Annotated in this window: 31 protein-coding genes; 12 read left to right on the forward strand and 19 right to left on the reverse strand. The window is 46.1% G+C overall.

Features of this window, described 5'->3' with window-relative positions; translation table 11 throughout:
* Window positions 1–9: 9 nt before the first annotated feature.
* A complete protein-coding gene (locus QXF64_03445) occupies window positions 10–405 on the forward strand; it encodes a 30S ribosomal protein S8e (GenBank protein MEM1689538.1) in 396 nt (131 codons plus the stop codon).
* On the opposite strand, the gene QXF64_03450 is transcribed toward QXF64_03445, so the two are convergent.
* The gene (locus tag QXF64_03450; GenBank protein MEM1689539.1) at window positions 368–784 is read right to left on the reverse strand and encodes a DUF488 domain-containing protein; all 417 of its coding nucleotides are present in this window, start codon (window positions 782–784) and stop codon (window positions 368–370) included. The two genes, QXF64_03445 and QXF64_03450, sit on opposite strands and share 38 nt — an antisense overlap.
* Window positions 785–830: 46 nt before the next feature.
* On the opposite strand from QXF64_03450, the gene QXF64_03455 reads away from it, so the two are divergent.
* The 5 genes from QXF64_03455 to QXF64_03475 all read left to right on the forward strand — a co-directional run bounded on the left by QXF64_03455 (window position 831) and on the right by QXF64_03475 (window position 5,383).
* Entirely contained in the window at window positions 831–1,640 is an 810-nt protein-coding gene (locus tag QXF64_03455) for a hypothetical protein (GenBank protein ID MEM1689540.1), read from the forward strand.
* A 264-nt stretch (window positions 1,641–1,904) separates the two neighbouring features.
* Window positions 1,905–2,153 (forward strand): Gar1/Naf1 family protein, encoded by a 249-nt coding sequence (locus QXF64_03460; GenBank protein ID MEM1689541.1) that lies wholly within the window; start codon window positions 1,905–1,907, stop codon window positions 2,151–2,153.
* Window positions 2,153–3,052: a transcription initiation factor IIB gene (locus QXF64_03465; protein ID MEM1689542.1), complete on the forward strand. Its 900-nt coding sequence runs from the start codon at window positions 2,153–2,155 to the stop codon at window positions 3,050–3,052. Before QXF64_03460 ends, QXF64_03465 begins: the two co-directional genes overlap by 1 nt.
* Before the next feature lie 112 nt (window positions 3,053–3,164).
* Window positions 3,165–4,094 (forward strand): DNA repair and recombination protein RadA, encoded by a 930-nt coding sequence (gene radA, locus QXF64_03470; protein ID MEM1689543.1) that lies wholly within the window; start codon window positions 3,165–3,167, stop codon window positions 4,092–4,094.
* 104 nt (window positions 4,095–4,198) lie between these two features.
* Window positions 4,199–5,383 carry a cofactor-independent phosphoglycerate mutase gene (locus QXF64_03475; protein ID MEM1689544.1) on the forward strand — a complete coding sequence of 395 codons (1,185 nt, stop codon included), beginning with the start codon at window positions 4,199–4,201 and terminating at the stop codon, window positions 5,381–5,383.
* Here the strand turns inward: QXF64_03475 and QXF64_03480 are convergent.
* Both QXF64_03480 and QXF64_03485 read right to left on the reverse strand, forming a co-directional pair.
* Entirely contained in the window at window positions 5,363–6,514 is a 1,152-nt protein-coding gene (locus QXF64_03480) for an MFS transporter (protein ID MEM1689545.1), read from the reverse strand. The two genes, QXF64_03475 and QXF64_03480, sit on opposite strands and share 21 nt — an antisense overlap.
* Window positions 6,515–8,392, reverse strand: a complete 1,878-nt coding sequence (locus QXF64_03485; protein MEM1689546.1) for a threonine--tRNA ligase — start codon at window positions 8,390–8,392, stop codon at window positions 6,515–6,517. It lies immediately after the preceding gene.
* 59 nt (window positions 8,393–8,451) lie between these two features.
* Here QXF64_03485 and QXF64_03490 point away from each other — a divergent pair, with 59 nt between their 5' ends.
* Genes QXF64_03490 through QXF64_03505 form a run of 4 tightly spaced genes read left to right on the forward strand, consistent with a single transcriptional unit; the run spans window position 8,452 to window position 12,012 of the window.
* Window positions 8,452–9,126, forward strand: coding sequence for a 60S ribosomal export protein NMD3 (locus QXF64_03490; GenBank protein ID MEM1689547.1), 675 nt, complete (start codon window positions 8,452–8,454; stop codon window positions 9,124–9,126).
* 54 nt (window positions 9,127–9,180) lie between these two features.
* Window positions 9,181–10,863 carry a biosynthetic-type acetolactate synthase large subunit gene (gene ilvB, locus QXF64_03495; GenBank protein ID MEM1689548.1) on the forward strand — a complete coding sequence of 561 codons (1,683 nt, stop codon included), beginning with the start codon at window positions 9,181–9,183 and terminating at the stop codon, window positions 10,861–10,863.
* Window positions 10,864–10,872: 9 nt separating this feature from the next.
* The gene (ilvN, locus tag QXF64_03500; GenBank protein ID MEM1689549.1) at window positions 10,873–11,349 is read left to right on the forward strand and encodes an acetolactate synthase small subunit; all 477 of its coding nucleotides are present in this window, start codon (window positions 10,873–10,875) and stop codon (window positions 11,347–11,349) included.
* Between the two features lie 18 nt (window positions 11,350–11,367).
* Window positions 11,368–12,012: an HAD family hydrolase gene (locus QXF64_03505; GenBank protein ID MEM1689550.1), complete on the forward strand. Its 645-nt coding sequence runs from the start codon at window positions 11,368–11,370 to the stop codon at window positions 12,010–12,012.
* Here the strand turns inward: QXF64_03505 and QXF64_03510 are convergent.
* The 6 genes from QXF64_03510 to QXF64_03535 form a co-directional block, all read right to left on the reverse strand.
* Window positions 11,971–12,369, reverse strand: coding sequence for a hypothetical protein (locus tag QXF64_03510; protein ID MEM1689551.1), 399 nt, complete (start codon window positions 12,367–12,369; stop codon window positions 11,971–11,973). The two genes, QXF64_03505 and QXF64_03510, sit on opposite strands and share 42 nt — an antisense overlap.
* Before the next feature lie 50 nt (window positions 12,370–12,419).
* Window positions 12,420–12,695 carry an acylphosphatase gene (locus QXF64_03515; GenBank protein MEM1689552.1) on the reverse strand — a complete coding sequence of 92 codons (276 nt, stop codon included), beginning with the start codon at window positions 12,693–12,695 and terminating at the stop codon, window positions 12,420–12,422.
* Between the two features lie 73 nt (window positions 12,696–12,768).
* Window positions 12,769–13,368 carry a DNA-3-methyladenine glycosylase gene (locus tag QXF64_03520; protein MEM1689553.1) on the reverse strand — a complete coding sequence of 200 codons (600 nt, stop codon included), beginning with the start codon at window positions 13,366–13,368 and terminating at the stop codon, window positions 12,769–12,771.
* The gene (locus QXF64_03525) at window positions 13,365–13,910 is read right to left on the reverse strand and encodes a uracil-DNA glycosylase (GenBank protein MEM1689554.1); all 546 of its coding nucleotides are present in this window, start codon (window positions 13,908–13,910) and stop codon (window positions 13,365–13,367) included. The genes QXF64_03520 and QXF64_03525 overlap by 4 nt, the downstream gene beginning before the upstream one ends.
* The gene (locus QXF64_03530; protein ID MEM1689555.1) at window positions 13,907–14,452 is read right to left on the reverse strand and encodes a ribonuclease H-like domain-containing protein; all 546 of its coding nucleotides are present in this window, start codon (window positions 14,450–14,452) and stop codon (window positions 13,907–13,909) included. Before QXF64_03530 ends, QXF64_03525 begins: the two co-directional genes overlap by 4 nt.
* Window position 14,453: 1 nt before the next feature.
* Complete coding sequence (locus QXF64_03535) at window positions 14,454–14,864, reverse strand: secondary thiamine-phosphate synthase enzyme YjbQ (GenBank protein MEM1689556.1); 411 nt, start codon at window positions 14,862–14,864, stop codon at window positions 14,454–14,456.
* Window positions 14,865–14,925: 61 nt separating this feature from the next.
* Here QXF64_03535 and QXF64_03540 point away from each other — a divergent pair, with 61 nt between their 5' ends.
* Both QXF64_03540 and QXF64_03545 read left to right on the forward strand, forming a co-directional pair.
* Window positions 14,926–15,852: an NAD-dependent epimerase/dehydratase family protein gene (locus tag QXF64_03540; protein MEM1689557.1), complete on the forward strand. Its 927-nt coding sequence runs from the start codon at window positions 14,926–14,928 to the stop codon at window positions 15,850–15,852.
* The gene (locus QXF64_03545) at window positions 15,849–16,517 is read left to right on the forward strand and encodes a glycosyltransferase family 2 protein (protein ID MEM1689558.1); all 669 of its coding nucleotides are present in this window, start codon (window positions 15,849–15,851) and stop codon (window positions 16,515–16,517) included. Before QXF64_03540 ends, QXF64_03545 begins: the two co-directional genes overlap by 4 nt.
* A 6-nt stretch (window positions 16,518–16,523) precedes the next feature.
* On the opposite strand, the gene QXF64_03550 is transcribed toward QXF64_03545, so the two are convergent.
* The 10 genes from QXF64_03550 to QXF64_03595 all read right to left on the reverse strand — a co-directional run bounded on the left by QXF64_03550 (window position 16,524) and on the right by QXF64_03595 (window position 26,523).
* On the reverse strand, window positions 16,524–18,491 hold the full coding sequence (locus tag QXF64_03550) for a sodium-translocating pyrophosphatase (GenBank protein MEM1689559.1): 1,968 nt from the start codon (window positions 18,489–18,491) through the stop codon (window positions 16,524–16,526).
* Between the two features lie 3 nt (window positions 18,492–18,494).
* The gene (locus QXF64_03555) at window positions 18,495–18,905 is read right to left on the reverse strand and encodes a hypothetical protein (protein MEM1689560.1); all 411 of its coding nucleotides are present in this window, start codon (window positions 18,903–18,905) and stop codon (window positions 18,495–18,497) included.
* Window positions 18,889–20,103, reverse strand: a complete 1,215-nt coding sequence (locus tag QXF64_03560) for a translation initiation factor IF-2 subunit gamma (GenBank protein MEM1689561.1) — start codon at window positions 20,101–20,103, stop codon at window positions 18,889–18,891. The genes QXF64_03555 and QXF64_03560 overlap by 17 nt, the downstream gene beginning before the upstream one ends.
* A 49-nt stretch (window positions 20,104–20,152) precedes the next feature.
* Window positions 20,153–20,533 carry a 30S ribosomal protein S6e gene (locus QXF64_03565; GenBank protein ID MEM1689562.1) on the reverse strand — a complete coding sequence of 127 codons (381 nt, stop codon included), beginning with the start codon at window positions 20,531–20,533 and terminating at the stop codon, window positions 20,153–20,155.
* Between the two features lie 40 nt (window positions 20,534–20,573).
* On the reverse strand, window positions 20,574–22,361 hold the full coding sequence (gene infB / locus QXF64_03570; GenBank protein ID MEM1689563.1) for a translation initiation factor IF-2: 1,788 nt from the start codon (window positions 22,359–22,361) through the stop codon (window positions 20,574–20,576).
* A gap of 32 nt (window positions 22,362–22,393) precedes the next feature.
* A complete protein-coding gene (gene ndk / locus QXF64_03575) occupies window positions 22,394–22,807 on the reverse strand; it encodes a nucleoside-diphosphate kinase (protein MEM1689564.1) in 414 nt (137 codons plus the stop codon).
* Between the two features lie 260 nt (window positions 22,808–23,067).
* Complete coding sequence (locus tag QXF64_03580; GenBank protein ID MEM1689565.1) at window positions 23,068–23,286, reverse strand: 30S ribosomal protein S28e; 219 nt, start codon at window positions 23,284–23,286, stop codon at window positions 23,068–23,070.
* Between the two features lie 5 nt (window positions 23,287–23,291).
* Window positions 23,292–23,693, reverse strand: coding sequence for a 50S ribosomal protein L7Ae (gene rpl7ae / locus QXF64_03585; protein MEM1689566.1), 402 nt, complete (start codon window positions 23,691–23,693; stop codon window positions 23,292–23,294).
* Window positions 23,694–23,751: 58 nt separating this feature from the next.
* A complete protein-coding gene (tgtA, locus tag QXF64_03590) occupies window positions 23,752–25,275 on the reverse strand; it encodes a tRNA guanosine(15) transglycosylase TgtA (GenBank protein ID MEM1689567.1) in 1,524 nt (507 codons plus the stop codon).
* Window positions 25,276–25,311: 36 nt separating this feature from the next.
* Window positions 25,312–26,523: a methionine adenosyltransferase gene (locus QXF64_03595; protein MEM1689568.1), complete on the reverse strand. Its 1,212-nt coding sequence runs from the start codon at window positions 26,521–26,523 to the stop codon at window positions 25,312–25,314.

Here is a 26,523-nt window from a genome sequence, read left to right on the forward strand (position 1 = left end):
GGGAAGAAGATGGTCGTTTGGCATGGAAGATCCTTAAAGAAGCCGACGGGCGGAATCCGCAGGATGAGCAGAAAGAAGAGAAAGAGAGAAATCGGCCGAGAGTTTTTAGAACCCACGATTGGTCCGAGAAAGCTCATAAAAGTAAGAGTTAGAGGAGGGAACTATAAACTCAGGCTTCTCTCTGCAGACTATGCCAACGTTTTTGATCCGAGGACGGGGAAGGCGAGTAAGGTCAAAATAATCTCCGTTGTAGAAAATCCTGCAAATCCGCACTTCTCCAGAAGAAACATCCTAACAAAAGGAGCTATAATAGAGACTGAAATAGGCAGGGCGAGGGTGACAAGCAGACCAGGCCAGAATGGCGTTGTCAATGCGATTTTGATCGAGCAAGTCTCCGAGGCTTGATGTGAATAACCTCCCATCCCTCTCGCTTGAGTTCTTTCGCTATGTATCTTCTGTGGCACCAAGCTGGATTTTCCTCCACGCAAATTATGACGGAAGTCTTTCTCTCGGCCAGTTTCTTCAGTTTTCTCATACCCTTTTTGAATTCTTCGCTTTTCATGTGGCGCTCGTAACCTCCTCGAAAACCTCCGAGTTCTTCGATGTGTGCGTATGCGATCCCAAACTCTTTCAGTTTTTCAGATAGGCGCTCTTTACAGAAATCTGGGATCTTAGAGGTTGGAAATCTTCTGACATCGATGACAATTTTGATTCCTTTCTCCTTCAAGATCTCCAGAAAATCTTCAAAGGAGAGTCTGCCGTAGCCAAGCGCGTATATTTTCATCTCTTTACTCATTCCATTAATAACTCCCTAGGCAGTTATTTCTTTGATGGCGAAGGCTCAGATAACCCTCACACCGCCCGAGTCCAAGCGCTTAATCGCAATGGCAGTTGTCAGATTGTCTGAGGTGAAAAAAGCGCTGAAAGAGGGGATTGTTGTTGTCTGTTTGGGCACGACGAACGCTTTTGTCGCTCAAGAGCTCTGCAAAAAATCCGTGGACCCGAGCAGGTTTGCAGCAGGAGTTATTCTCCCGCAAGGAACATGTGTTATCCCAAAAGAGCGAAGGATGAAAGAGTTCGTATTTGTCAAGGGAAAACTGACGGAAATGGGTTTGGACGATGTTCTTCCGAAACTTGGCCCATCAGATGTTGTGATAAAGGGAGCGAATGCGCTGGACCCAAGCTGGACAGCTGGGATTTTTCTAGCTTCCGAGACGGGAGGAACCATCGGGAAGATCCTCGGAATCGTCAGCTCAAGAGGGGTGAAACTAATAATCCCAGTTGGTCTCGAGAAGTTCATACCAAGCTCGATAAAAGAAGTTGCTCCGGAGACAGGGATATTCGGATTCGACTACAGCACGGGAGTCCCCGTTGGTTTAATCCCCATATCCGGGCGCGTAGTTACGGAGATTGAGGCCGTGAAAATTCTGACGGGAGCGGATGCGAAAGTGATGGGCGCGGGTGGTTTGAGTGGCGCAGAGGGAAGTGTCACCTTGCTCGTTTCTGGCTCAGAGGAGCAAATCGTCAAACTTCAAAAGATTGTGGAGAATATAAAAGGGAAGATTCGTTTCCCCGAGATAACGGTGAACTGTGAGGAATGCTGGCAGGAGAGGTGCGGAAAGAGGAAATCAATGAGATGATTTGTCAGACCGATAGGAAGAAAAAAGGGGGAGAAATCCCCCCAAGAAAAATCAAAAAGCTTGCTCAAAGAATCTCTTCTGTTTCCTCTTTCTCCTTTTTCTTTTTCTTCGCCATGGTTTACCTCAGTGGATACAGAATTGAAAGCGATATAAAAGCATGATTTTTACCGACAAGTTGGGGAAAATCTTTTAAGAAGATCTGAGGATATATTTCTCTCCAACCAAAAAGTATTTATACTAGTGTTAAATCAACATTTTTATACCATGAAGATTTTAGGAAAAGTTCTGCATAAGGGATCTAAAGGTCTGATAATCAAATGCACGTTCGTTCCAAAGCTCGGCAAACCGGTTTTCGATGGCAGAAAGAGGCGGGTAGGCGAGATTAGCGACATATTCGGACCTACCACAGAGCCATACGCCGTCATTAAAACAGCTTCAGAAATCGATCCTTCAAATCTTCTCGGTTCAACAATATATTATGAGGAAGAGGGGGTGGAAAAACGGAGGAAATAATCCCATGCCCCGCCTGTGGTTCGAAAAAGAATATCCGGGATTATAATCGCGGGGAGATCGTCTGCGCAAATTGCGGTTGTGTGATAGAGGAAAAGCTCGTGGATCTCGGACCGGAGTGGAGGGCTTTCGATGAGGAGCAGAGGGAAAAGAGGGGGAGAACGGGGGCTCCAATGACTTTGACGATCCATGACAAGGGGCTTTCGACCATGATTGACTGGAGGGACAAAGATTCTCACGGGAAATCTTTAACACCGAAGAGAAGGGCCCAGATTTATCGTCTTAGGAAATGGCAGAGAAGAATAAGGGTTTCGGATGCAATGGAGCGTAACTTGGCTTTTGCTCTCTCGGAGATAGACAGGATGGCTTCCCAGCTAGCTCTGCCGAAGAACGTCCGTGAGACGGCTTCGCTAATCTACAGGAAGGCGGTTGAGGAGCGCCTCATAAGAGGGAGGTCTATCGAGGGCGTGGCCGCCGCCGCCCTATACGCCGCATGTAGAGAATGTAAGATTCCCAGAACTCTCGACGAAATCGCGGAAGTAGCCCGAGTGGGTAAAAAAGAGATCGGGCGCTGTTATAGATTCATAGCCAGGGAATTGCTTATCCATTTGAGACCGACAAGTCCGATCGACTATGTCCCACGTTTCGTTGCAGAGCTTGGTCTCAGCGGCGAGGTTCAGACGAAGGCGATAGAGATCCTAAAGGAAGCACAGGCGAAGGGAATAACGTCTGGAAGAGGTCCGACGGGGGTTGCAGCGGCAGCAGTTTACATAGCCAGCGTTCTTTGTGGTGAGAGAAGAACACAAAGGGATGTGGCAGAGGTTGCGAGGGTCACGGAAGTCACGGTGAGAAATAGGTACAAGGAATTAGCGGAGAAATTAAATCTCGACGTCGAATTGTAGCGTTTGCAACATCGAGTTTTATTGGGAAACTCAAAAGCCGCAGGTTCGGATTAAAGTAGAAACACTTGTTCAGATTTTTATATGTGCTGCTTTCAACAGTACATCGATTCAAATGGAGATAGAAGAACTGCAAAGTTTAAGCCCTTCTGTGGCAGAAAAGCTTAGAGCGGCCGGTTTTTCAACAATATCCCAGCTTGCAACCGCAACCGCCACCGAGCTCATGCATGCAGCTGAGATAAGCATGCGTTCAGCGATTAAGATTATAAACTCGGCGAGGGATGCGATCAAGCTAGACTACCAGCTGGCGAGCGAGCTATACGAGAGGAGAAAGAACATTGACAGGCTCACGACAGGGAGTACAGCTCTTGATAAAATCCTTGGAGGAGGACTAGAATCCGGCTCCGTTACAGAAGTCTTTGGAGAATTTGGTAGCGGAAAATCTCAACTTGCCCACCAGCTCTGTGTGAATGTTCAGCTTCCGCGCGAACGAGGAGGTCTCGAGGGTAACGCTATCTACATCGACACTGAGGGTACGTTTCGCCCGGAGAGAATTGCTCAGATGGCTTCAGCCCTCGGGCTGGATCCAGCGGGAGTCTTGGAGAAGATCCACGCAGCCAGAGCTCTCACGACAGACCACCAGATTCTTCTAGTTGAAAGAATCGGAGAAATCTGCAGAAAAGAACCCGTTAGACTCTTGGTTGTTGATTCGGTTTCTGCGCTCTTCCGAACGGAGTTTTGTGGGAGAGGCACTCTTGCTGAGCGACAGCAAAAGCTTGGACGCCATATCGCCGCACTCCACAACATCGCAGAAAGACACAATGTTGTTGTCTTTGTTACGAACCAAGTGCAGGCAAGACCTGACGTGATGTTCGGAGATCCGACTAGGCCAGTTGGTGGTCATGTTTTAGGTCATGCGGTCACTGTGAGAATATACCTCAAAAAAGCGAAAGACGACGCGAGGATAGCAAAACTTGTGGATCATCCCTGTCTTCCCCCAGAGTCTACAACGATAAGAATAACGCCAGAAGGAATAAGAGATTAGTTTATCTTGCCTGCCCGAATGCTGGGCAGGCATCATTTTTCATCAGGGGGTGTTGTTTAAATTACCCCCAAACAAAAAATTTAGAAGACGAAAGTGGTGGGCAAATGAAGTACATTGTGATTGTCGGCGACGGGATGGCTGATTATCCGGTGGAAAAACACGGTGGAAAAACTCCGCTTGAAACAGCGAACAAACCGAATATAGACATGCTTGCGAAGCTCGGAAGACTTGGTATCATAAAAACAGTCCCCGATGGTATGCCCCCGGATTCCGGTGTGGCGAACCTTTCTATTCTTGGTTATGACCCCGTCTTGTATTTCACTGGGAGAGGTCCACTTGAAGCTGGAGCGTTCAACGTTCCGGTCGGGGATAATGACATAATTTTCCGATGCAACCTTGTCACGGTCAAGGATGGCATTCTCGTAGACTATTCAGCAGGGCACGTGACGAATGAAGAGGCTAGGGAACTTTTGAACGCAGTTTCCCAACTTGGTGTTGGAGAGTATTTTGTTGGCGTCAGTTATAGACACATATTCTTGCTCAAAAATCAGGAGATAAATGTCGGCTGCAGTCCACCACACAGCATAACAGGTCAACCAATTAAGGAACACATGATTGGCCCGGACGGCGGAGAAATCGGGAAAAAACTCAATGAACTTATGCTGAAGTCTTACGAAATTTTGTCAAAACATCCTATAAACCTTAGGCGAGAGCGTGAGGGAAAAAATCCGGCGAACATGATTTGGCTTTGGGGGCCGGGAAAGAAGCCAAAGCTTGAGCCCTTTGAACAGAAATATGGTTTAAAAGGAGGCGTGATTTCGGGCATCATTCTCATCAAAGGAATAGGAAATTATGCGAAGATGAGAGTTATAGAAGTCCCGGGTGCTACCGGCTATTATGACACAAACTATGAGGGAAAGGCCGACTATGCTCTGAAAGCACTGGAGGAGGGACTAGATTTGATTTACATTCATGTGGAGGCGCCGGATGAGGCTGGTCATGCCGGAGACTTTGATCAAAAGGTCCGAACCATCGAGGATCTGGATAAAAGGCTTTTGGGGAGGATTCTGAACAGGGTTGACATGGAAAACGTGAAGATCATGCTTCTGCCGGATCATCCGACACCAATTGAGAGGAGAATGCACATGCCAGACCCGGTTCCAGTGGTTGTTTATTCTCCGAAAAAGAAAGGGGACGGGCTTCGATTCTCCGAGACGGAGGCGAGAAAGGGGTCCCTTGGCTTTATTTATGGCCCAGATTTGATGCGATTATTTATCTCTCGGCTTTGATTTTCTCCAACTTTCGTTAAGTAAAACGATTCCAATAACGTTTAGAAAGAAAGAATAAGCAAAAACCGCTAGCCAGTATGCCCCTGCTTGGAGTAGGGCTCCAAAGATCAAACCGCTTCCTAGAGCAGAGAATCCATAAACGGAGTTGAAAATTCCGTACGCTCTACCTCTTCTCTCGAGGGGTACGATGTCTGCGACGAATGCTCTGTAGACAGATTCCTGCATTCCTAGAATGAATCCAAATATGATGGCAGCTGCAATAAGATTGATTTTCCCACCCAAAAGGGTAAGGGGCGCAGGAAGAATAGATAAAACGAAGGGAATAATCAGCATCTTTTGCCTTATTTTATCGTAAACGTGTCCAGCAAGCAGTGCGGAGGGGGCGTCGACTAACTGGATCAATGCGTAAACTAGCGCCACGGCCCAAGCCCCAACCTCTCCAGATATCTGATAAAGAATTAGAGAGGCAGGGATTAGCGAGAGAGTGTTTAAGCCGACCGCTGAGACGTACATCGTAAACTCTCTGGAACTGAATTTCTCTTCCTTTTTCTCGGCTCTCTTTTCAACTTCTCCCAAAAGTCTACGTGCTCTGGCAAGGAAAAACAACATCGCAAAGAAAGGTATGAACATGACGGAAAACGCGAAGCGATAATTACCGTTAGATATTAAAAGAACAGCCGATATCAAAACCGGTCCCAAAACCGCGCCTATTTGGTCAAGAAACTCGTGAATTCCAAAAGCCTTTCCTCTTCCTATTTCCTTACAGCACTCTGAAAGGATGACGTCTCTAGCTGGAGATCTGAGAGCTTTTCCTAAACGTTCTGTGAGAATCAAAATCGCGGCTATTTCCCAACGTCCAGTGAAGGCTAGCAGAGGTATGGAAACAATCAAAACATAACCGATTATTGTTAGTGACCAATATGCTCCGGTTCTGTCAGCCACGTCTCCGCTTACGAATCTTAGAATCAGGTTAAAAGCTTCACCAACTCCGGAGATTGCTCCAACAACAAAAGCGGATGCGCCCAACCCGCGAAGGAAAGCCGGCACAGCTCCTCTCGATCCCTCATAAACAACATCGCCCAGGAGACTGACTAAACCAAGCGCAATTAGCGCTGTATATGCTTTTCTCATTTAACCACCGAAAAATATCGGTCGCGCCGAAAGTTTTCTCGGAAGCGGCAACGGCTCTTGCGGAAAACCAACCGTCTTTCTCTTTATTTCGGTACAGAGTTTTTTGAGAGCAAGGCTCTTTAGTCTCTTTTTCCCTCTTATTCTAACTTTTAACTTTTTGGTTTTCATCTCCTCATCTCCGACTACGAGAATGTATGGAATCCATTCTCTTTCCGCGTCCCTAATCTTTTTGCCAACAGTTTCTCCTCTGTCGTCCAGATCAACCCTTATGCCTTCTTTTTCGATTTCTTGGGCAAGCCTTTCGCAGAACTTTTTATGTCTATCCGCCACTGGTATTATCCTAACCTGGGTGGGCGAAAGCCATAGTGGGAGGCAGGGAGTCTTCCCATTCTGCATATCCTTGTACGCCTGCTCAAGCAGCGCGTATATGACTCTCTCTAGACTACCCGAAGGTGAGCAGTGCAGAATTATGGGATGTTTTTTGCATCCGTTCTCATCCACGTAGGTTATTCCATATCTTACCGCGTTTTCATGGTCCATCTGAACGGTAGAGAGCGCAGAAGCTTTGCCTGTTGTATCCACGAAGTTAAATTCGAATTTCGGATCAAAGTAAGCATACCGCTGGCTCCACACTTCTAGCAATACTGGTTTACGCACGAGTTTTGCGAGAGAGATGATGAATTCCTTGTTTTTCTCGAGAAAATCTTCGGTCATTCTTATTCCAGTTTCGTAGTTTTTGATTCCCAGATCTCTCAGGCATCTCATGCAGAGTTTAAACTGTTTTTTAAATTCTTCTTTTGCTTGCTCGATGTCCGCGCAAATTGTGTGCATGTCTGGCATAGTGAAGGTTCTCAGCCTGCGCAGGCCCGAAAGCTCTCCGCTTTTCTCCAACCTGAAAGAGTAATGTGTAATCTCGTAGAGTCTCAGTGGAAGGTTCCTGTAAGAGATAACCGCTGAAGATGCTAGGAGAAACTGTCCGAAGCAAGCGGAAAACCTGAGGAAAAATCTCCTCTTCCCGGATTTCAGAGTATACTGTCTTGCCGGAAACCTTTCTAAATAGCTCTTAAGCGCCGGATGATCATAATCATACATTATGGGAGTCTCTATCTCCATCGCTCCGTATTCTTTTGCCCTCTGGCTTACCCACCTCTCCAGCAGGAATTTCATGAATCTACCTTTCGGATAAAAGCGGAAATTGCCCGAATCGCTCCCCGGTTCATAATCCACGAGTTCCAATCTACGCATTAGCTGGATGTGAGGAGGTTCCTCCTTTGCCTCTCTGCTTCTCGAAATCTCATGGATGGCAAAGAGTTTCAGCTCAGGATATCTGGAAAAATCATAGCCCCGAATTTCTCCATCTTCCATTGTTATTTCATGAAGTTTTCCATCAGGTTCGAGAATAAACCAGCGAGATTTTATGGTTTCCTCTTTAGTTACGGCTTCGGTGACACCAACGGTTGGAGAAATCTGCCGGGAGAGTTCACTCAGTGGATGTCCCTTACAGCTGATTTTAAAGCTTTTATACCATCCAAAAGGTAGACGTTCTGTTTCAATTCCTCTAGATCTCAGCTCATTAGCCAGCATTTTAAGAGTCTCCACTGCACTTTCCGCCGGGGCAAGGGAAGAACTGAGATGGGCGTATGGATATATTACAACAAGTTTTGCGTTAACCTTTTCTTTAACATCCGAGATCTCATCCGCGGCTTTCTTCACGATCTCTTGAACATTTTCTATATCCTCTTCCTCAACGGCCGTGAAAACTACCAGTGGTTCTTCAAACCTCTTGGATCTTAGCTCCTCTGGAAGTTCCTCAGCTATCGGTGTCGGTTCTTTCGCTTCGAATTCTAGATAATCCGCGTGGATGAGTAGCAGCCTCATCTCATCATCTCCAAAACTCTTTTCATGGTCGTTTAATCCTTGAGGTAAGAAGTATATCTGTGAGGAGGTTCTGCTATAAGTGCGGGGCATTGGAAAAAGACGCTGGACCTCTTGTTGAGGGCCTCTGTCAGCGCTGCTTCAGGGAGAGCTTTAGATTAGAACTCCCGGATAAGGTGGAGCTGACTTCATGCAAAATCTGCGGCTCCTTTTTGATCCGCGGCGAGTGGATGAAAGTCACAAAAGAAGAAGCGGTTATGGCGGAGTTGAACAAAAAAATGCGTCTACCAGATGGTCTAAAGTTTGAAGTGAAGACGAAAGATGGTACAGAAATGATTTGCGTCTTTGGTAGTGTGGGAGAACCGCGAAAAATCCCCATAGAAATCGAGAAACCTGTGAAGATAGAGGAAAGATTCATGACTTGTAAACTTTGCTCGCTCAGGAAAGCAGGATATTATGAGGCAATCGTTCAAGTTAGAGGAATTCCATCTCAAGAGATATCAAAAATTCTGCGAAAGTCGAAAGACGATCTTTTGATTTCCGAAGAAGATTTCATCTCGGAATTTGTTCCGCTTGAAAACGGGGCAGACATATACGTGAGCAATATTTCGCTCGGCAGGAGGCTTTCGTCCGTTTTTAAAGGAATGGGTGCGAGAATAACTTCTACTTCAAAGTTGATCAGTCAAACGAAGGACGGAAAAAAGAGATACCGTGTAACCTTTCTCGTCCGTTTTTAAACCCATCCGAGAAAATACGTTATAAGTCTTTCAGGAGAATAAGAGAGGGTCAGAATGCCCGAAATGACCGGTGCAAAGGCTGTTTGGGAGTGCCTGAAGTTCCATGGGGTTAAGCATGTTTTCGGAATCCCAGGAGGTGCTGTTATTCCCATGTACGATGCTTTATATGACGAGACCGAGATCCAACACATACTCACGAGACATGAACAGGCGGCTGCTCATGCGGCCGATGGTTACGCCAGAGTTCTGGGTAAACCAGGCGTTTGTGTAACGACTTCCGGTCCCGGAGGGACGAATTTAGTCACTGGTATTTTAAACGCTTATATGGATAGCTCACCGGTCATCGCAATATCTGGTCAAGTTTCCAAGTCGAGCATCGGCACGGATGCCTTCCAAGAGGCAGATATGTTGAGCATAATGCTACCGATAACCAAGCATAACTTTTTTGTCCGCTCCGTCGAGGAATTGCCATTGGTAATCAAACTCGCATTTAAAATCGCCACGACGGGGAGACCCGGTCCAGTTCACGTAGACATTCCCAAAGATGTTCAGCAGAGCAGCGCGAATATCGATCTCACTAGAGACCCTCCCTACAAAAAATATATGAAGATTGATCCAACACCGTCGGAGATACAGCTTGCCGTGGAAATGCTTGTGCATGCGAAGCAACCAGTCATTTACGCGGGAGGAGGGATCATCTGGTCTGGAGCATCTGAGGAGCTTGTAGCCCTCGCGGAGACGTTGATGGCTCCGGTTGTTACATCACTCATGGGAAAGGGGGCAATTCCAGAGGATCATCCGCTCTCGCTTGGCATGCTCGGAATGCATGGAAGGATGGCAGCCAATCTCGCTGTGAACGAATGCGACCTTCTCTTTGCTGTGGGCGTAAGATTCAGCGATAGAGCTACAGGCGACGTTCGTTATTTCGCTCCTCGCGCGAAGATAATTCATGTTGATATTGATCCGGTTGAAGTCGGGAAGAACGTGAGGGTTCACCACGCGATAATTGCTGATGCTAAAAAGACCCTACGGGCCATATTGGGAGCTCTCAAGGATCATGTAAGAAAAGATAGAACCAGCGAATGGTTATCGCGCATCAAAAAAATGAAAAAAGATCTAGCTCCGAAGATGGATTACGACGAAGTCCCGATTAAGCCACAAAGAGCAATCAAAGAGATAATGAACGTTCTTGGACCTGATGGTATAGTTGTAACGGAGGTTGGGCAGTGTCAGATGTGGGCAGCTCACTTTTACGAGGTCAAGAAGCCGAGGCATTTCATAAGCTCAGGAGGTTTGGGAACAATGGGGTTCGGATTTCCAGCCGCGATCGGGGCGAAGGTCGCCAAACCAGACCATGTCGTCGTGGATATAGCCGGTGATGGAAGTTTTCTCATGAATTCACAGGAACTCGCAACTGCTGTTGTGAACGACATAGACGTTATAGCTTGCATATTCAACAACAGGTATCTCGGAATGGTCAAACAGTGGCAGGACCTCTTTTATGGCAAGCGTAGATCACAGGTATATCTCGGTGAATCCCCTGATTTTGCAAAGTTGGCTGAGGCGTACGGAGCCCTAGGCTTAAAGGTGACCAGACCAAGCGAGATTGCTCCAGCTCTAAGGCAAGCGATAGAAAGCGGAAAGCCAGCCGTCATAGACATAATCATAGATCCTGATGAGCATGTACTGCCCATGGTTCCAGCCGGAGGCAGATTGGATGAGCCGATCCTAACGTGAGGTGGAAAAATGAAACAGCACATCTTTTCCATTCTTTGTCAGAATGTTCCAGGGGTTATGATGAGAATAACCAGAGCTTTCACACGCAAGCAGGTGAACTTGGACTCGATAACGGTTGGGATAGAGCCATCTGGTTTGGCGAGAATAATTTTACTTTTCAACGCGGACGACCGAACGGCAAACTTGATGCGGAAAGTTTTGATGAGGCTTGAACCCATAGAGTCTGTGGAGGAGATAGATCCTGAGAATAGTGTTGTAAGGGAAATCGCCTTACTGAAGACGGTGAAACTCTCCGGGGAGGATCACTGGAGAGTTGTCGAGCGAATAGAGAAGGCTGGAGGGAAAATAATAGAGGCAAAAGATGGTGCGATAATAGCGGAGATTTCCGGAACTAGGGAAGAAATAGACAGACTCATCTCCCAATTAAGTCCAGATATCCTGAAGGAAGTTGTTCGTTCTGGTCAGGTTTACTGTCAAAGATTGTGAGTTTTCGGAGGTCTGTGAATGATCAGGGCTGTTTCCTTCGACATGGATGGCACAATTGTGAACAAAAATTTCGCCAACTCTGTATGGTTTGAGGCAATTCCGAAACTGTATTCTCAGAGGTGGAAAGTTCCCTTTGAAGTCGCAGTAGAGAAGATCAAGAGGGCATACGATGAGGTCGGCCCGAGGAGACTTGAGTGGTATGACATAAAGTATTGGTTTAGGAGATTTGATTTGGGGAATAAATGGGATGAAGTACTTGCGGAGTATAGAAATAGAGCACAGCTATATCCAGATGTTGAACCGGTTTTGCAGAGACTTGCCGGGAAATACAAGCTTATCATTGCCACGGCGGCCGCCAAAGAATTCGCTAATATGGCTCTGAACGGTAAACCGATGATGAGGTTGATATCTGGTGTATTTTCATCAATTTCAGATTTCGGTCAAATCGGAAAAACGCCGGAGTTTTTCAGAAAAGTTTGTGAGAAGATTGGCGTGAAACCGAGTGAACTTTTGCATGTTGGAGATCATTTGGAGCATGATGTCATAGCTGCCAGAGAAGCCGGCATCCACGCTATTCTGATAGACAGAGATGGAAAGAAAGGCATAAAATCTCTTTTCGAGTTAATCGACATACTTTCTAGGTTCGATTCCAAACCTCTTTGATGCAATTTTCTCAAGTTTCTCGACCTCGGCTTTTCTAAAGCCTATGTATATTCCGCCTTCTTTTCCGCCAACCCAAGTTCTAGTTTTTTCGCCGGATGCAAGTACCTCTTTAAGGAGTTCGCATTCAATGATGAGGAATTTTTCTTTTGTTCCTTCGAATTTTATCACTATCCCCTCGGTTGTTCCCGTTATGTTCAAAAATTTTCCGCTTTCCGCCGGCAGAAGTTCGTTCAGTTTCTCATGCTCTATGTCGAGATGGGTGACTCTGGCGAGCGAATATCCTTTGACATGTATATATACTTCGGCGTCTTCTAGTTCTAAGGTTTTTTCGTTCTTCAATAGAACCTTACAGTCCAAAGGTATCTTTCCTGGAGCTGGACCAGTCAGTTAATCACCCTTTCCTTATCTCACCACCTAATTTCAAAATCATCAAATTCTCCACTGGGCTTTTCCCATATCACTTTGACATCGTCGACCCTTGCAGCGGGCGGACCTCTCTTGCAAAATTCGATCATTCTTTTTACATTTTCCTCATCACCCTCGAAAACAGCTTCTACTCTTCCATCGGGCAGATTCCTTACCCAGCCGACTACTTTTAGCTTCCTCGCGAGCCTTTGAACACTATCTCTAAAAAAGACCCCCTGAACTCTTCCAGAGATATATAAATGTGCTCTAACAACCATCAATATGTTTTTTGACACAAAACGGGTATATATTTGCGTTTTGAAAACAAGCCCCGCGATCCATTTATTAATTTCATAGAGCTCTTTTGAATGGCTTTTGTTTGGAGATATAGGGATTCCCACATACAAAAAATCTGAGTTTTCTCTGCAAATCTTTCTTCACACCGATTCTATGGGACGAACAGATTTCAAGGTTCTTCAAGCCGATTTCGCAAACAATCAGCGGACTTTCAGGCAAAGTTAAATCCACTCCATGAAGTTCTTTCGTTATTTTCATCGCCTCAGTGAGTTTTCCTGGTCCTGATGTGAGTTCCAAAATGTTTTGTACTTGTCTTCTCTTAATCATCAATTCGATACCGATTGTAGGTTCGATTGCCCTTATGAGAACTGCTCCGGGGATACCCGGTTTTTCTGTCGTTATGTTGAAAAGCCATTTTCCATGAACCATATAAATAAACGCTAACCCTCCCCTGCTCCACATTATCTCGTTCAGTTTTGTTTTCTTTTTCGAAGCTCTCGAGGCCGGATCTCCCTTTCCCAAATAAGCTTCAGTTTCCACGATTATTCCTCCAGTTTCTCCTTCATCGTCACGATGAAGGAGAAGTTTTCCAAGCAATCCCCTTGCGACTTCCGGAGTTTTCCTCTCGTAAAATTCTCGCGGCAATATCTTCATACCGCAAGATACTTGTCAAGCGTTTTTGATAATTTTTTAAAATCTTCTTCAAGCTCAGATCTAATCTGAGCTCCGTAAAGTCCTGCGGCGGGATGATAAGAGAGAAAGAGTTTGAAATCGACTCCGGCGTATTTGCATCTGACGATTTTTCCGTGTTCTTTACTTATGCTGACTGGATATCCCAGGAGTTCAGAAGCAGAGATTCTCCCGAGGCTTATCACAAGCTCAGGTCTTATTATCGCAAATTGTTTTTCCAGATATTCTTTTGTACACACGTCGATCTCGTCTGTCATAGGCTCGCGATTTCCCGGAGGTCTGCACTTTACGACATTCGTGATGTAAACGGAACTCCGTTCTATCCCGGCGAGTTTGAGGAGCTCCGTGAGCAGCTGTCCGGCAGCCCCGACAAATGGTCTTCCTTGTTTATCTTCATTGAACCCGGGTGCTTCTCCTACCAGCATTATCTTGGTGTTGATCGGGCCTTCTCCTGGAACTACGTTTGTTCTTGTTTTGTGAAGCCTGCAGAGTCTGCAGTTTTTCATTCTTTGTTCGAGTTCTTCCGTAGGAATCCCCCGAAGATCTGCTCAAGCTTTCCGTGAACGCGTTTAAGAGCCAAAAGATCCTCTCTGCAATGCTGAACGATCTGTCTGCGGGCCTCGAAATTTCCCCTACTTGACATTTTGAAGAGTGTCCCAACGTCTGCCCCTGAGAAGTTACCCGCTTCCCAAACTCCGAGAAACTTTGCCACAGCCTGCAGACTATTGCTTGAGAGCAGGAGTTTCGCCTTGCACCACTCGCAAAGATCAAGCATTGGGATCTCCTCAAGCTGGCTCATGTCTAGACCGTGCACAATCCCGCGGGTTATCAAGAATGGGATGTCAAATCCAGAGCCATACCAAGTGATGATCAGCTCACAGTCTTTCAGCTTATCCTTTAACCAAAGCAAAATTCTTTTCTCTTCTTCTAGAGTCTCCGCAAACACAACTTCTGGTTCGTCTCCGGTCAAAACCCCTATGGCTATGATCATCCCTTCATCGGCTTTCCGCGAAGTAGTCTCGATGTCAAGATAAAGAGTCTTCATCATCTCATTCTCCTATGACCATAACAACACATCTTCTGGTTCTTGGTCCGTCTTCCTCGATCACTAGAAAGTTTTGCCAAGTTCCTCTGACAATCTCTCCGTTGATCACTGGAAGAATCTTGGACGAGCCAATCAAGGCAGATTTTATATGCGCATGAGCGTTGTCATCTATTCTGTCGTGTAAGTAGTCGCCTCTTACGGGCACGATCTCGTCCAGCTGGTTGAGAATGTCCTGCTCAAGTCCACTTTCACTCTCGTTGAGGACGAGTGATGCCGTTGCGTGAGGAAGCTGGACTATCAACAGTCCGTTTTTTATTCCAGATTCTTTTACGAGTTTCACGATTTCGTGGGTTATGTCAACAATTTCCCGCCTTTCTCTGGTTCTAAATGAAAATTCTTTATGCCACACCTTCATGCCACTCAAAACGAAAAATGCTCGTATCTTATTTAATCCTTAAAGAGGAGGGGAGGGGTGGATGAAAGTATTGGTCACTGGTGGCGCGGGGTTTATAGGTTCCCATCTCGTCGAGGGTTTGTTGAGTAGGGGATACGAGGTTGTTGTCTTAGACGATTTTTCATCAGGAAAGATCTCAAACCTTCCAGTTAACATCGGTGAGGATAAACTTCGAATCATTCGAGGAGATGTCAGAAATCGGTTGGATGTGAGAAGAGCAATGGGGGGAGTTTTCGGGGTTATTCACACAGCAGCGATTGTGAGTGTCCCATTCTCGGTAGAAAATCCGGAAGTGTCGTGGGATGTCAATGTCGAGGGCACCCGCAATGTTCTGGAGGAAGCCGCAGTCGAGGGTGTTGAAAAGTTTGTTTTTATATCCTCTTGTGCAGTTTACGGAGAATCTCCAAACCTACCGATTCCCGAATCTAAACCACCATCTCCGCTATCCCCCTATGCAAAAACAAAATTAGAAGGGGAGAGGCTCTGTATAAATTTCAGCAAGGGCGGTTTACCAGTTGTAATTCTTCGTTATTTCAACGTTTACGGGCCACGTCAGCCACCCGGCGAATATGCAGGAGTTATGGTGAAGTTTGCAGAAAAAATAAAAGCCGGAGAACCACCCGTGATTTATGGGGATGGTAAACAAACAAGAGATTTCATTTTTGTTTCAGATGTGGTTCGTGCAACACTTATGGCGTTTGACAAAATGCCGAAAGGAGAAATAATAAACATCGGAAGCGGAAAGGCGACAACGATAAACGAGTTGTGTCGCATCTTTCTTAAGTTGTCAGGCAAGGAAAACCTCAAACCGATTCACGCTCCTCCTCGTCCTATGGACATAAGACATAGCTGGGCAGATATTTCGAAGGCTTCCGAATTGTTGGGTTTTAAACCGGAAATCGAAATTGAAGATGGTGTTCGCCGCTTCCTCCGGGAGGTTTGTTTGTGAATATCTGGATAGTCATTCCAGCTTACAACGAAGAGAAGACGATTGGAGATGTGATAGATTCTCTGAAGGAAAAGGGTTGGAAGAATATAATAGTGGTGAACGATGGTTCAAAAGACCGTACCGCCGAAATTGCAAAATCGAAAGAAGCAGTTGTTATCTCACATCCTAAGAATATGGGACTCGGGGCAGCCTTGAGGTCCGGTCTATCTAAGGCACTTGAATTAGGTGCGGATATCGCCGTGACCTTTGACGCCGATGGTCAGCATGACGTATCAGATGTGAAAAAGCTGGTGGAAGCAGCGAATCATGCAGATCTCGTCATAGGTTATAGACGGATGATAGACATCCCGTTGAACAAGAAGATTGGAAACTTCGTTTTAAACGTTGTCACGAGAGTGCTTGGGGGACCCTTCACGGATTCGCAGTCTGGTTTGCGTGCCTTGAACAGGCGGGCTCTTCAAAAGATAAAGATAACCTGCGAAAGATATGCAGTATCTTCCGAAATCCTGATAAGGGCAAGAAAGTCTGGGCTTCGAATATCCGAAGTCCCAGCGATATGCAGGTTTTCTGAATATTCCAAGAAGAAAGGGACGACCATCGCCAGTGGCATAAGGATTCTCCTTCATCTGCTTAGGCTAAGGGCTTTCATGATTTCCGGAGGTTAAACGCGATCAAAGGATGTGAGGTAGAAAGAGAAGGGCGGTCATAGCCATTAGCTTTATCAGAATGTTTAAAGATGGTCCAGCAGTATCTTTGAAAGGATCCCCAACGGTATCTCCGACCACGGCGGCAGCGTGGGCATCGCTTCCCTTTCCTCCAAAGTTTCCCTCTTCAATGTATTTTTTCGCGTTGTCCCATGCTCCGCCGGAGTTTGCGAGGGTTAAGGCGAGCATGAGTCCCACCGTCGTGCTCCCAGCCAACAGCCCAGCCACGGATTCCGGTCCTAGAAGGAGACCAAGTATGATGGGCGAAAGTACGGCGATGGAAGCTGGAAGCGCCATGTTTCTAAGAGCCACACGAGTGCTGATCGTTATGCATCGGTTATAGTCTGGTTTCTTCTTTCCACTCATAATAGCCGGATCTCTGAACTGTCTTCGCACTTCTTCAACCATCATATATGCTCCTTTACCAACAGCAGACATTGTGAGCGCGCAGAAGAGGAAAGGCAGGGCTCCGCCAATGAAGAGTCCAGCTACCACATTCGGTTCTGTTATTGTCAAAGCCAACTGGAACCCTTTTTCCCTCATCGTGTGAACATATGCGGCGAAGAGAGCGAGAGCCGTGAGGGCGGCGGATCCTATCGCGAATCCCTTTCCTATCGCTGCCGTTGTGTTCCCAACGGCGTCAAGCTTTTCCGTTCTCTCTCTCACCTCTTGTCCGGCTCCGGTCATCTGAGCAATTCCAGCAGCATTGTCTGCAACGGGACCGTAGCAGTCTGCTGCTAGCGTGATTCCGAGGGTGCTGAGCATGCCAACACCGGCGATCGCGATCCCGTAAAGCTCTTGATATTGATAAGAGATGAGCAGCGCGGCGGATATCGTTATCACGGGAATGAAAACGCTCATCATTCCCGTGGAGAAACCGGTCAGAAGGTTTGTTGCAGCCCCAGTTTTGGAAGCTTCTGCTATGCGTCTGGTCGGACCAAATCTGCTTTCAGTGTAATATTCGGCCGTCAATCCGACGATTATTCCAGCAATTATCCCGCTAAGAAACGGAAAGAAAGGCCGAACGTTTTCCACGATTCTCAGAGTGAGGAGAAAAGCAATAGCAGATGTTAAGATAGCGGCTGTGAAGATACCTCTGTTCATCGCTGAATGTAGAGCCCCTATATCTGCTTTTTTTCCTCCCCTCACGAGAAATGAGCCGATGATCGAGCATATTATTCCGACAGCCGCATAGAGGAAGGGAAGCGATACATACTCGTGCCCCAACACAAACCCAAGCGTTATCGCACTTATGATGGACCCTACATAAGACTCAAAGAGGTCTGCCCCCATTCCGGCAACATCCCCAACGTTGTCTCCAACATTATCTGCGATGACTGCAGGATTTCTTGGATCATCTTCAGGAATCTTTTTTTCGATTTTTCCAACGAGATCGGCGCCCATATCTGCCGATTTGGTGTATATGCCTCCGCCAACACGGGCGAAAAGAGCAATCGAGCTGGCTCCAAATCCAAATCCAACGGCAGTGCTCACATTTTTAGTTAGGAGATAGATGATGCCTAACCCAGTTAACCCAAGTCCTACAACACACATACCCATGACGAGTCCACTTGCAAAAGCCATGCTTAATCCTTCTCCGATGCTTCTTTTTGAGGCTTCTGTTGTTCTCGCGTTAGCTTTCGTTGCTATTCTCATTCCTATATTCCCGGCCAAGGCAGAGCAAAGGCCGCCAAGCAAAAAACTCATGGCAATTTTTATGTCTATCCATGTCAAAACAGCAAAAACCACAATCGCGTAAGCAACGATTATTTTATATTCTTGATTAAGGAAAGTGAGCGCTCCTCTATAGATTATCTCGGAGATTTCCCGCATTTTCCAGTTTTCAACTTTGTGTTTGAGAATGATCAACGCCCGTATAGTTGCATAAACCAAAGCAACAACCCCAGTTAGAACGGAGAGAAGAATGTAATCCAAATTTCATCCCTCCATATAACCTTCAACTTCTAAATGGTTCCTCTGGCGTAAAAATATTGTAGGAATACCCATTCTTCTCAATTTTTTTCTGAGTTCTCTGTCTCCAGTACCTACCGCTCTTTTAGCGGCTAGTTTGATTATGACCTCATCCGCCGGACCGTCAGCCTTTATCACCTTTCCCCACTTTTTCACGATTTCCAGAGCGATTCTTGCTGCGGCTCTTTCTTTAGCGCTCTTCTTTTCAGCGATTCTCTCCAACTCTCCGACCACCGCTGTCGGAACCAAGAGTACAAACTTGCCCTCTGTCACTCTTTCAAGTTCATCGATTATGTTCACCCCATACATTCCCGGAATCATCAAAAAGCTCGTGTCAGCAACGACCTCGATCTTCCTTTTGTTAGATAATGACGCCATACCCTATCAAACGCCACTTGTTTGCAACTCTTCTGCTGATTGCTACTCTCCATCCTCTTTCCGCGCATACCGGATATTTCAGACTGACGGTGATCCTTTCTCCTTTGATGTGTGTTATTATACCACTCCTAGTGGCAGTTCCGATGTTCACCATCAAAGGCTCGTTCATCGTCAGTGGTTTGACCTCCATCTCCTCCGACAACCCAACAACTCTTTCAAGCAACTTGACTTCGAATTCGATTTTATCCAAAACTTCAGGCAAGTGTTCGCGAGATCCAAGGACAGACCCCACCAAAGCATCAGCTTTTGTCAGTGAAGGATCCAAATCGGTTCCAACTCCAATAAGCCCACCAGGCCCCGCTTCTTCAAGTGGTTCACCCATCGCCTGAAGACTTACGACATTTGTCTCAAGCGGCTGCCAGTATGTTTTTCCACTCTTGGTTATTTCAATACCTGGGGCGATCTTTATTTCGTCTCCAATTTTTAGCTTTCCTTGGGTAAGACTTCCTCCGACAATCCCACCAACCAATTTCTCCGGTGGTGTACCAGGTTTGTTGACATCAAATGATCTTGCCACAAACATCAGCGGAGGCTTAGTTGGGTCTCGCTGTGGAGTTGGTATATATTTTTCTATTGCCTCAATGAGCTTATCGATATTCGCCTTGTGTATGGCGGAAACTGGAATTACTGGGGCTTCCGAATATCCCATCTCGTCTAGGAATTTTCTTATTTGCTGGTAATTCTCTATGACCTTTTCTTTTGGCACAAGCTCGATTTTGTTCTGTGCCACAACTACATTTTTTACTCCTATAATTTTCAGAGCCATGAGATGTTCTTTGGTCTGTGGTTGAGGACATTTCTCGTTTGCAGCGATCACCAAAACCGCTCCGTCAACTATCGCGGCTCCAGATAGCATCGTCGCCATCAACATCTCGTGACCTGGAGCGTCAACGAAGGAAACTCTACGTTTCTCAACAGTCTTTTTCCCGCAATATGGGCAGATTTTGCTCGTAGAATACCGCTCACAGGCCAGACAAAAGTAGAAAATGGTATCCGCGTATCCGAGCTTTATCGTTATTCCCCTCTTCAACTCTTCACTGTGAGTATCCGTCCATATTCCTGTGAGCGCCTCCGTCAGCGTTGTTTTGCCATGGTCTATGTGTCCAACCATCCCTATGTTTACCTTAGCCTGCGGCATTTACCTTCCCCTTTAACAATACGCTTGAGCTATCCAAAAAAGCAAGATGTTATCCCTCTTTTGGTTTGAATATTTCGTCCAAGGGTTTCTCTCCATATTTTGTGATTTTTGTGTTCACTTGGACGATTGCCTCAGAGATCTGGTTCCCTCGGACATATTTCCTTCTTCTTTCACCTTTTTTCTTAGGTCGAAATCCTGGCGGGCCCGAGAGCAAAACTTTTTTTCTCCCAGCTCCCGTAACATCTCGTCTCATCGGGAACCCGTCTTTGTCGGAGCCACCGGTAATCTGCAACTCATAACCTGGTAAACCAAGCAGATTCCCGTCTATTTTATCACCTATCTTCATTCCGATCAACTTTTTGCTCTCCGCCTCTCCAAGCTCAATCTGGTAGCTCTTGCCAGTTTTTGGATCAGATATGACGATTTTCATAGCTTCTCTCCGTTCTTGAACCTCCAAGTTTTTATATTTATTACATCACGCCGTAAGTTTTGTCTATTTTCTGCTTTATCGCGATTATCTCTTCCAGAACAGCCAATTCGTCGCCTGAGAGAAGGTCCTTCAGATCACTTTTTAGCCTGAGAACTTGTTCTGCAGGTATTTCTGTATATAGCACGTCACCCTCATCGAAGTTTCGTCCAACGATTCCCCCTTCGATGGAAACTGCCAGCTCATCCCCCATCTTCGCTTCAGAGAGCTGCTGTTTTTCCTTCTGGAGCTCTTTTATCCTTCCAACATGTTTACCATCTTGGCGCATAACCGGAGATTTCGGCAGAAGAACTCCACCGAGAACGGAAATCCCAACGATCGCCGGTTCGCTCCTTCTAAAAACATAGCCAGCTTTAACAACGAACTTGGCGGGTCTGACAAAACCCTCCAGTTGTTTTCTTTTTATTTCCTCTTTTTTCTTAGCACACCACTCATCGTACTTCTCAATCAGACGATAAATCACGTTTTCTTCGATGATATCAACACCAAGGTTGAGCGCGGCTTCTCTCGCTTCCTCGAGAACTCTCACATTAAAAGCCAGAATTACTCCGAACAGCGGATGGGTCTGTTGAACTGATGATGCTTCGATTACATCCCTTCTCGAGACTTCTCCTATATCGGCAATTCTTATTGGAACGTTTTTCTGACCCAAAACATTTTCAATTGCTTCCAGAGATCCAAGCGCATCCGCTTTAACGACCAATCCAACGGTGTCCTTTCTTATCCTTATTTTTTCTATTTCCTGTTCGATCTCTTTCCAGACTTTTTCGGCTTCTTGAGGCGTAGACAGTCCAACAAAGGGCACACCTGCAATGGCATCTTCCAGACCAGGAGCCGCGATTTTTATACCAGCCGCCGCGTGAACCTCCTTCACACTTCTAAACTTGTCTTCCGGATCTCGGATCTCGTCGAGAGGTTTCGGTCTGAGAATTGCCCGAACCCTTGAGATTATCGGTCTGCCCACGCCACCAACTAAAAACCAGTCGCCAACCCGCAGACTGCCGTCATAGAGAATAACATCAAGCGTTTTTCCAAGCCCGATTTCCTCCTTCACTTCGAGAACGGTTCCTCGCGCATTCCCGGAGACCTCCAGTCTGAGATGCTCTTCCAAAAACCTTTGAGCCAGCCCGAAGAGAAGCGCCAGTAGCTCGGCTATTCCTTCTCCAGTCTTTGCGCTCACGGGAACTATACAAACTTGTCTTCGAAAATCCGTGATTCTATCAAACCGTTCCGACTCGAATCCGAGCTCTTGAAGCTTTCCAACGATTTCGTAGATTTTCTCGTCCAAAACCTGCAACGCGCGTGTCGTCTGCTTAGAACAGCTTTCAAGAAAACAAGGAGTATTAAAAGGTTGCCATCCAGGAATCAGGTCGATTTTGTTTGCCGCCACAAGAAAAGGGGTTTTGTAACTTTTCAGGATAGTTATGGACTCAAGGGTTTGTGGCATAAAGCCTTCTCTGATGTCGATGACGAGCGTCACGAGATCGGCTAAAGCTCCTCCACGCTTTCTGAGATTTGTGAAAGCTTCATGTCCGGGAGTGTCTACAAAAAGGACTCCTGGCAGTTTCAGGTCGATCTTAAACTTTTTGAGTAGAGGTTCGCAGATTTTTTTCACGACATCTGCTGGAACCTCCGTTGCCCCCACGTGTTGCGTTATAGCTCCGGCCTCTCTGGCAGCCACAGAAGTTCCCCTTATCCTGTCCAGAAGTGTGGTTTTTCCATGGTCAACATGGCCGAGTACTGCTATGATTGGCTGTCTTATTTGTGGCATGCATACCCAAAAAAATACTAGTTTCTATGTCCTCATAACTTTGGATTTTCCGGAAAAAGAAGGGATATTTCGTATCTCGCGGACTCTGGGGATTCGGAAGCGTGGACAACGTTTTCTCTTGTTGAGGTCCCGAAGTCGCCCCTTATGGTTCCTTTTGGCGCGTTTGATGGGTTGGTTGGACCGACTAGCTGACGAACAATCTGGATGGCGTTTTCCCCTTCAACGATCATCGCAACGATGTCTCCAGAAATCATGAAGTTGATAAGAGGCCCGAAAAAGTCCTTTCCACGGTGAACCTCATAAAGAGCCTCAGCTTTCTCCCGCGTCAGACGCATTCTCTTTTCCTTCACGATTTTGAGCCCACTTTTTTCAATTCTTCTTTTGACTTCCTCAACCAAGCCACGCATGACACCATCTGGCTTTACTATCAGACATGTCCACTCCATCTCTTCCGAATTAACATTATGTTAAAGGAATATTTATTTTGAAAATCGGCTTGATTGTGTGGTTTAGTTATTGTTTCCCACGAGCCTTTATCGATTTCTCCGTCCATCTAACTTTCTGAGGCTTTCTCCCCAATTTATGATTTCTTTCACATTTGCTTGAGCAGAAAAAGAGCACCATTCCATCATTTTTGACGAACATCACTCCAGTCCCTGGTTCGAGTTTCCCGCCGCAGAAGCTGCATTTTCTGATAATAGGCATTTCACGGCACCTTTATCTCTCTAGCTTCTCTCTCCGTTTCTCTTAAAATCAGAATGTCTCCGATCTGCACGGGCCCCTTCACATTTCTTATTATAATCCTTCCTTTATCTCTCCCCTCAAGGATCCTGCATTTCACTTGTAGAATCTCACCAGTGACACCAGTTCTACCCCTTATCTCGATGACCTCGGCCGGATAGCCGGGTCCCTCCTCCTCCGGCATCGCAATCACTTCTTGATCTCTTTGATTTTTTCCAAGATTTCGCGGAGAAGACTATCGTCTCCAGGCTCCAACACAGCAACGGAAGCGGCTGCCACTTGTAACCCGGCGGCAGTTCCAAGGTCTTTCTTGTTAGGAACGTAGGTATACGGGATGTTCTTTTCCTCGCACAATGGTGGTAAGTGGGCAACGATTTCCGGTGGGTCAACATCCTCCGCTATTATCACAAGTTTTGGCTGCTTTCTCTCCACCGCTTTTGTAACCTCATTTGTTCCCCTTTTGATTTTTCCATTCTCCCGTGCTCTTTCGACTAATATGTAAGTCTTCTCCGCTAGGTCTTGCGGTACCTCAAACTTTACGTGGATGGGTTTTGCCATTTTCGCACCTCCTTCAGGTTTCACCATCATCATTCATGGGCTCTTTCTTAAGGTTTTCTTCCAAGACTTAAAAAGTTTGTTTTGATCCAAACTAGGCAACGGATTCGGAGTAATTCAAGACTTTAAGCTTTTCACCGACGATTTCACACGCTTTTTTAAGGACATCCCCCCACTTTCCATCGTCGAAAAGTATGATTTTTTCGTAATTTCCGGCATGCCTTTTTAAAAACTCTTTAACAGCCGTCATTGCGATCTCGAGACCCTCTGCATCCACCTCTGGCGGAATCTCGTTTTGCATGAGGGGAAAGATTTCCTCCAGATCCTCTGGCACCGGACCAAACGGGGGAAGGATTTTGACAACATAACTTGGTTCCTCAAGCTCATCTCTCTCAAATTTTTCAGTCAAGTAGAATGGTAGCAGCACAAGAACCTTTGCTGGTGGTGGAGAAATCCTTTTGATTCTCATATGATGTCTGACAACTTCTGGTCTGTGTGCCGATTCGGAACCGAGGTAGAAAAATGCGGATTTTTTTGTGGCTGGGTCAAATCTCTCCACGAAATCTTTGTATTTCAAAAATTTTCTCAATCCTTCAAGTAGTTTTGGATGCGCACGACATCTCTGCTGGATGAGGTCAAAAAGCCAACCCTCTGCAATTGCCTGTCTTATTCTTTTTATCTCCTCAAAAGTCACATACAGATTGTGACGAGTTAAAAAAAGCATTCTATCATTTTTCTCCATTTCTTTCAAATCTCGAGCGTTTAAATCTGAACACGCCGGGCAGCTGCAGGGCAAATGCTCTAGATTTTCAACTCTAATGGTTCCGTTCTCTGTCAGATATCTATCATCGCGGGCATAGAGCGCATAGGCTGCAGAATCAAACAAATCACAGCCCATCGCCACTGCCAGTCCGAGAACCATTGGATGTCCCACGCCAAAAAGATGCACCGGTTTACCGAAGGGAAGGTTCATCTTCGCATTCATCGTCAGTTCAACAACCTCAGCAAATCTGTAGGTTTCGAGCAGTTCGACCGGACTGCCAATGGCATACACAGCGAAGTCGAGATCTGCCATTTTCCTTGCACACTCCCTCACGAGATCTGTAAAGAGTCCACCCTGAACGGGACAACACCAAAGAATGTCGTCTCGGCTCTTGATTTTCATCAATTGTTCGGCTCTTTCAATTGTGATTTTCACGGTTTCCTCAGCCATTCTTCTCGTCGCATTTGCACCGGTCGGAACGTCTAGAATTGTTGCGATGTCGCTTCCAATCGCCTCCTGATATCTGACGATCTCTTCCTGTGTTGTATCGATGACGCCATATCTCAAAATCTGATAGCCCCCGCTGTCCGTCATTATCGGTCCATCGTAACCGATTACTTTGTGAACACCCAACTCTGCGGCTTTCTCTCCGTAATGTTTTTTCATGAGATAGGCATTTGTTATGAAAATCTCTGCTCCACATTTTACCATCTCAGAGGGAGACAGAAAGATGTCGATGGGATTTATGACAGGCATGAGGGAAGGTGTCACGACCTTCCCATGTCTAGTGTAAAATTTGCCTATCCTTGCCAGCCCATCTCGTTGTATGATCTCAAAGCATCCAATCTCGCTCATCTAGCACCCTAAATTATCTGAGTTTGTGAAGAAAAATCAGCACACGGAGTATTTACCTTCAGCCAGCTCCATGCAGAACTCTTTTATATTGTCGAGCTCTGACTCGATGACGTCAACGATTTTCTCTCTGATGTCTGAGATGGAGACTCCTCTATCCGGGATTACCCTGGCGGCTGCAAGCGCTGGCAGGTTGATTGGTTTTCCAATTTGGCTCACCAGCCAGACGTAAACCTCTTTCAATCCGTTAATCTTCTCATATATCTCCCCAGCGATTTTGTGGGTAAGTATGTTGTAAATCTTTCCGACATGGCTAACAGGATTTTTGCCGGCCGCTGCCTCTGATCCAACGTGTCGGTTTAACGGAATCACACCATTTGGTCTGTTTCCCCTGCCGACTTGCCCCGAGTCTGCTCCATCCGCGCTGGTTCCTAAGACTGTTAGATATATCCCGTCGACGCCCCTTCCAGGCACGTCCAGTGTGTTAAGTTTGATGTCGAACTTGAGATCAGTTTTTTCTGTCACAAATTTTTTAACTTCTTCGAAAACCTCCTCTTTTCTCCTGAAATACTCTTGTTCGATTTCGATGAATCTGTCAACGAAGGCGGCCCCTATAGTCAGGGAAAGGTTGTTGTTTATTCTGAACCCCATAACCTTTATATCTTCTCCAACCTCGGGAAACTCTTTCTTGAATTTTTTAGAATTCATGAAGCGTTCGACTTCGAGGACTATCTTTTCCGTTCTAGTCATAGGGGCGTAACCAACCGCCGCAGAGGTGTCGTTTGCGCTCAGAACCTCACCGCCCCTTCTGAATATGTCAGTCAGAGCAGCGGAACCAGGTTTGAACTCGACTTGATATCTGATGTGTTTTTCTGGATCAACAAATCTCAGATTTTCTTTTATCCATTTCTTGGCGGCTTCTATTGCGATTTCTTTGACCGGTATGATCTCATCTCCTACTCTATCCGTGGCTCTATCTCCGAATATCAAGAGCATTGGCCGCTTGATGGTTCCCCCTCCAAATCTTGTCTCCACCTCTCCAGCAACTAGGAGAGACTTGTCAGCGTTGTGATGAAGGATTGTGTTAAATCTTCTGAGGTATTCTCTGCTCAGCTCGACAGATACTCTATCGAGTATGGCATCACAAATCGTGTCCGGATGACCGATTCCTTTTCTCTCCACGATTTCCAGCTTTTGTTCCTCAAGTGGCTCCTGTTTGAATTCCTCAACTATTATGTTTCTCGCGCTCAT

The organism is Candidatus Hadarchaeales archaeon, assembly GCA_038823825.1.
In the GTDB taxonomy this organism is placed as follows: domain Archaea; phylum Hadarchaeota; class Hadarchaeia; order Hadarchaeales; family Hadarchaeaceae; genus JAVZGN01.